This is a genomic window from Pseudomonas sp. YY-1 (assembly GCF_002843095.1).
In the GTDB taxonomy this organism is placed as follows: Bacteria; Pseudomonadota; Gammaproteobacteria; order Pseudomonadales; family Pseudomonadaceae; genus Aquipseudomonas; species Aquipseudomonas sediminis_A.
Map to the genome: position 1 here is coordinate 1 of NZ_PJLX01000029.1, position 5,727 is coordinate 5,727.

A 5,727-nucleotide genomic window follows, 5' to 3' on the forward strand; every position below is an offset into this window, starting at 1 on the left:
AGAAGAAACCCCAGACCGCTTTCGCGATCTGGGGTTTCGTATAGGAGCTTGACGATGACCTACTCTCACATGGTGAAGCACCACACTACCATCGGCGATGCGTCGTTTCACTACTGAGTTCGGGATGGGATCAGGTGGTTCCAACGCTCTATGGTCGTCAAGCAATTCGGTTGGGATGTCGTCGTGAGACGCTATCCCTTGGATACGTGATAGATCATTTGTAGTTCTTGCAAATTTTCGGCTTTCTGTCGATTTCACCATCGACACCCTCTGCACGAGGGCAGATTGTTTGGGTGTTATATGGTCAAGCCTCACGGGCAATTAGTATTGGTTAGCTCAACGCCTCACAGCGCTTACACACCCAACCTATCAACGTCGTAGTCTTCGACGGCCCTTTAGGGAGCTCAAGGCTCCAGTGAGATCTCATCTTGAGGCAAGTTTCCCGCTTAGATGCTTTCAGCGGTTATCTTTTCCGAACATAGCTACCCGGCAATGCCACTGGCGTGACAACCGGAACACCAGAGGTTCGTCCAACCCGGTCCTCTCGTACTAAGGTCAGCCCCTCTCAAATCTCAAACGTCCACGGCAGATAGGGACCGAACTGTCTCACGACGTTCTAAACCCAGCTCGCGTACCACTTTAAATGGCGAACAGCCATACCCTTGGGACCGGCTTCAGCCCCAGGATGTGATGAGCCGACATCGAGGTGCCAAACACCGCCGTCGATATGAACTCTTGGGCGGTATCAGCCTGTTATCCCCGGAGTACCTTTTATCCGTTGAGCGATGGCCCTTCCATACAGAACCACCGGATCACTAAGACCTACTTTCGTACCTGCTCGACGTGTCTGTCTCGCAGTCAAGCGCGCTTTTGCCTTTATACTCTACGACCGATTTCCGACCGGTCTGAGCGCACCTTCGTACTCCTCCGTTACTCTTTGGGAGGAGACCGCCCCAGTCAAACTACCCACCATACACTGTCCTCGATCCGGATAACGGACCAGAGTTAGAACCTCAAGGTTGCCAGGGTGGTATTTCAAGGATGGCTCCATGAGAACTGGCGTCCCCACTTCAAAGCCTCCCACCTATCCTACACAAGCAAGCTCAAAGTCCAGTGCAAAGCTATAGTAAAGGTTCACGGGGTCTTTCCGTCTAGCCGCGGATACACTGCATCTTCACAGCGATTTCAATTTCACTGAGTCTCGGGTGGAGACAGCGCCGCCATCGTTACGCCATTCGTGCAGGTCGGAACTTACCCGACAAGGAATTTCGCTACCTTAGGACCGTTATAGTTACGGCCGCCGTTTACCGGGGCTTCGATCAAGAGCTTCGCTTGCGCTAACCCCATCAATTAACCTTCCGGCACCGGGCAGGCGTCACACCCTATACGTCCACTTTCGTGTTTGCAGAGTGCTGTGTTTTTAATAAACAGTCGCAGCGGCCTGGTATCTTCGACCGGCATGGGCTTACGTAGTAAATACTTCACCCTCACCGGCGCACCTTCTCCCGAAGTTACGGTGCCATTTTGCCTAGTTCCTTCACCCGAGTTCTCTCAAGCGCCTTGGTATTCTCTACCTAACCACCTGTGTCGGTTTGGGGTACGGTTCCTAGTTACCTGAAGCTTAGAAGCTTTTCCTGGAAGCATGGCATCAACCACTTCGCATTCTAAAAGAACGCTCGTCATCAGTTCTCGGCCTTGATCTCCCGGATTTACCTAAGAAACCAGCCTACAACCTTAAACACGGACAACCAACGCCGTGCTGGCCTAGCCTTCTCCGTCCCTCCATCGCAGTAACTAGAAGTACGGGAATATTAACCCGTTTCCCATCGACTACGCATTTCTGCCTCGCCTTAGGGGCCGACTAACCCTGCGTCGATTAACGTTGCGCAGGAAACCTTGGTCTTTCGGCGTGCGAGTTTTTCACTCGCATTGTCGTTACTCATGTCAGCATTCGCACTTCTGATACCTCCAGCAAGCTTCTCAACTCACCTTCACAGGCTTACAGAACGCTCCTCTACCGCTCATCCAAAGGATGAACCCGTAGCTTCGGTGTATGGTTTGAGCCCCGTTACATCTTCCGCGCAGGCCGACTCGACTAGTGAGCTATTACGCTTTCTTTAAAGGATGGCTGCTTCTAAGCCAACCTCCTAGCTGTCTAAGCCTTCCCACATCGTTTCCCACTTAACCATAACTTTGGGACCTTAGCTGACGGTCTGGGTTGTTTCCCTTTTCACGACGGACGTTAGCACCCGCCGTGTGTCTCCCGTGCTGACACTTGCTGGTATTCGGAGTTTGCATCGGTTTGGTAAGTCGGGATGACCCCCTAGCCGAAACAGTGCTCTACCCCCAGCAGTGATACACGAGGCGCTACCTAAATAGCTTTCGAGGAGAACCAGCTATCTCCGAGCTTGATTAGCCTTTCACTCCGATCCACAGGTCATCCGCTAACTTTTCAACGGTAGTCGGTTCGGTCCTCCAGTCAGTGTTACCTAACCTTCAACCTGCCCATGGATAGATCGCCCGGTTTCGGGTCTATACCCAGCGACTAAAGCGCCCTATTAAGACTCGCTTTCGCTACGCCTCCCCTATTCGGTTAAGCTCGCCACTGAATATAAGTCGCTGACCCATTATACAAAAGGTACGCAGTCACCCAACAAAGTAGGCTCCCACTGCTTGTACGCATACGGTTTCAGGTTCTATTTCACTCCCCTCTCCGGGGTTCTTTTCGCCTTTCCCTCACGGTACTGGTTCACTATCGGTCAGTCAGTAGTATTTAGCCTTGGAGGATGGTCCCCCCATGTTCAGACAAGGTTTCTCGTGCCCCGTCCTACTCGATTTCATTGATAAGAGCGTTTCGTGTACGGGGCTATCACCCACTACGGCGGCACTTTCCAGAGCCTTCCACTACACTCAAATCAACTTAAGGGCTAGTCCCCGTTCGCTCGCCACTACTTAGGGAATCTCGGTTGATTTCTTTTCCTCAGGGTACTTAGATGTTTCAGTTCCCCTGGTTCGCCTCTTGCACCTATGGATTCAGTACAAGATACCCGGCTTATGCCGGGTGGGTTCCCCCATTCAGAGATCTCTGGATCACAGTCTGTTTGCCGACTCCCCAAAGCTTTTCGCAGGCTACCACGTCTTTCATCGCCTCTGACTGCCAAGGCATCCACCGTATGCGCTTCTTCACTTGACCATATAACCCCAAGCAATCTGGTTATTGTCTCAATCGTGAAGACGACATTCGCCGAAAATTTGCGTCTTGAGAACTACAAATTTTACCTTGACCAGATCAATTGCCAGTGAAAGCAATTAATCAGTCACTTCTATCACATATCCAAATTTTTAAAGAACGATATTCGTACCGGTCAAAAGACCAGAAATCAGCACTCGCCAGGTCTACCCTGAAGCGCTCATTTCTGAACTCTTTCTCTTCTCACCGTAACCGCGTAGAGAGTGGTGGAGCCAAGCGGGATCGAACCGCTGACCTCCTGCGTGCAAGGCAGGCGCTCTCCCAGCTGAGCTATGGCCCCGTATTCTTCTGCACCAAGCAATTGGTAGGTCTGGGCAGATTTGAACTGCCGACCTCACCCTTATCAGGGGTGCGCTCTAACCAACTGAGCTACAGACCTATAACAGGGTCGCGTTACAGCATCGTCTTCGACTATGAATCAAGCAATTCGTGTGGGAACTTATGAAGAAGCTGATGTCTTCGATTAAGGAGGTGATCCAGCCGCAGGTTCCCCTACGGCTACCTTGTTACGACTTCACCCCAGTCATGAATCACTCCGTGGTAACCGTCCCCCCGAAGGTTAGACTAGCTACTTCTGGAGCAACCCACTCCCATGGTGTGACGGGCGGTGTGTACAAGGCCCGGGAACGTATTCACCGTGACATTCTGATTCACGATTACTAGCGATTCCGACTTCACGCAGTCGAGTTGCAGACTGCGATCCGGACTACGATCGGTTTTATGGGATTAGCTCCACCTCGCGGCTTGGCAACCCTTTGTACCGACCATTGTAGCACGTGTGTAGCCCTGGCCGTAAGGGCCATGATGACTTGACGTCATCCCCACCTTCCTCCGGTTTGTCACCGGCAGTCTCCTTAGAGTGCCCACCATAACGTGCTGGTAACTAAGGACAAGGGTTGCGCTCGTTACGGGACTTAACCCAACATCTCACGACACGAGCTGACGACAGCCATGCAGCACCTGTGTCTGAGTTCCCGAAGGCACCAATCCATCTCTGGAAAGTTCTCAGCATGTCAAGGCCAGGTAAGGTTCTTCGCGTTGCTTCGAATTAAACCACATGCTCCACCGCTTGTGCGGGCCCCCGTCAATTCATTTGAGTTTTAACCTTGCGGCCGTACTCCCCAGGCGGTCAACTTAATGCGTTAGCTGCGCCACTAAGTTCTCAAGGAACCCAACGGCTAGTTGACATCGTTTACGGCGTGGACTACCAGGGTATCTAATCCTGTTTGCTCCCCACGCTTTCGCACCTCAGTGTCAGTATCAGTCCAGGTGGTCGCCTTCGCCACTGGTGTTCCTTCCTATATCTACGCATTTCACCGCTACACAGGAAATTCCACCACCCTCTACCGTACTCTAGCTCGCCAGTTTTGGATGCAGTTCCCAGGTTGAGCCCGGGGCTTTCACATCCAACTTAACGAACCACCTACGCGCGCTTTACGCCCAGTAATTCCGATTAACGCTTGCACCCTTCGTATTACCGCGGCTGCTGGCACGAAGTTAGCCGGTGCTTATTCTGTCGGTAACGTCAAAACAGCAAGGTATTAACTTACTGCCCTTCCTCCCAACTTAAAGTGCTTTACAATCCGAAGACCTTCTTCACACACGCGGCATGGCTGGATCAGGCTTTCGCCCATTGTCCAATATTCCCCACTGCTGCCTCCCGTAGGAGTCTGGACCGTGTCTCAGTTCCAGTGTGACTGATCATCCTCTCAGACCAGTTACGGATCGTCGCCTTGGTGAGCCATTACCTCACCAACTAGCTAATCCGACCTAGGCTCATCTGATAGCGCAAGGCCCGAAGGTCCCCTGCTTTCTCCCGTAGGACGTACGCGGTATTAGCGCCCGTTTCCGGACGTTATCCCCCACTACCAGGCAGATTCCTAGGCATTACTCACCCGTCCGCCGCTAAATCAAGGAGCAAGCTCCTCTCATCCGCTCGACTTGCATGTGTTAGGCCTGCCGCCAGCGTTCAATCTGAGCCATGATCAAACTCTTCAGTTCAATACTGCTTGGGTTTTGAGAAAACCCTAAACTTGGCTCAGCAATCGCAAAACTTTCAAATTAATGAAAGGTAACTCTCGAATTAACGAGTGTTGCTTTGTGATGCTGATAATCAGTTGACTATCAGTCTTACCTCACAAGCACCCACACGAATTGCTTGATTCAGTTGTTAAAGAACAGTTGGTTAAGCCTTTCGTCTCAACCGAGGCGCGCATTCTACAGCAGCCTCTCTATCTGTCAAGCTGTTTTTCGAATTTGTTTCCAGAGAAACTTCTTTCTACTCAACCACTTGCGCCTTCGATCTGAACTTCTTCTCTCCAGCGGGAGGCGCATTCTACAGCGTTCAAAACCGCTGTCAACCACCTCTTTCAAACCGCTTTCGATCCATTCGACCGAACCACCAACAGAGCCAAACCACCACCCTGTCGACCGACGCGCATTCTACACGCCAGATCCAGCTTTGCAAGCCCTTCATT

Annotated in this window: 2 tRNA genes and 3 rRNA genes; all 5 read right to left on the minus strand. The window is 51.8% G+C overall.

Going from position 1 to position 5,727, the window contains the following annotated elements:
- Nucleotides 1–46: 46 nt before the first annotated feature.
- Nucleotides 47–162: ribosomal RNA gene (gene rrf, locus CXP40_RS23425) — 5S ribosomal RNA — on the minus strand.
- A 138-nt stretch (nucleotides 163–300) separates the two neighbouring features.
- Nucleotides 301–3,193: ribosomal RNA gene (locus tag CXP40_RS23430) — 23S ribosomal RNA — on the minus strand.
- Between the two features lie 261 nt (nucleotides 3,194–3,454).
- Nucleotides 3,455–3,530, minus strand: a tRNA-Ala gene (locus tag CXP40_RS23435).
- Nucleotides 3,531–3,552: 22 nt separating this feature from the next.
- Nucleotides 3,553–3,629: transfer RNA gene (locus CXP40_RS23440), tRNA-Ile, on the minus strand.
- 85 nt (nucleotides 3,630–3,714) lie between these two features.
- Nucleotides 3,715–5,251, minus strand: a 16S ribosomal RNA gene (locus CXP40_RS23445).
- The 16S, 23S and 5S rRNA genes sit together here with 2 tRNA genes alongside, the layout of an rRNA operon.
- Nucleotides 5,252–5,727 lie beyond the last annotated feature (476 nt).